Source organism: Bacillus sp. SIMBA_008, from assembly GCF_046535495.1.
In the GTDB taxonomy this organism is placed as follows: domain Bacteria; phylum Bacillota; class Bacilli; order Bacillales; family Bacillaceae; genus Bacillus; species Bacillus subtilis.
This window is the reverse complement of sequence record NZ_JAWRWL010000419.1, coordinates 1-274: the sequence shown is the minus strand read 5'-3', so window position 1 is coordinate 274 and position 274 is coordinate 1. Positions and strand designations below refer to the sequence as shown.

1 protein-coding gene is annotated in these 274 nt (G+C 66.1%); it reads left to right on the top strand.

Annotated features, from left to right (window positions below; translation table 11 throughout):
* Positions 1-10: 10 nt before the first annotated feature.
* The coding region (locus tag SB658_RS23845) for a mannitol dehydrogenase family protein (protein ID WP_410602797.1) at positions 11-274 on the top strand (264 nt) is incomplete at its 3' end.

Below are 274 nucleotides of genomic sequence, written 5' to 3'. Positions count from 1 at the left end.
CAGGAGAATCATGGACCTCAACAACCAGACCCTCGCCGACATCGATCCGTCGGTGCGCACGCCCTCGTACGATCGCTCGGAGGTGTCGGCCGGCATCGTGCACTTCGGCGTCGGCGGCTTCCATCGCGCCCACCAGGCGATGTACCTCAACGAGCTCATGAACCAGGGGAAGGCCCTCGACTGGGGCATCGTCGGCATGGGCGTCATGCCCTCCGACGCGCGCATGCGCGACGTGCTGCGATCGAGCGACGGCCTCTACACCCTCGTCGTGAAG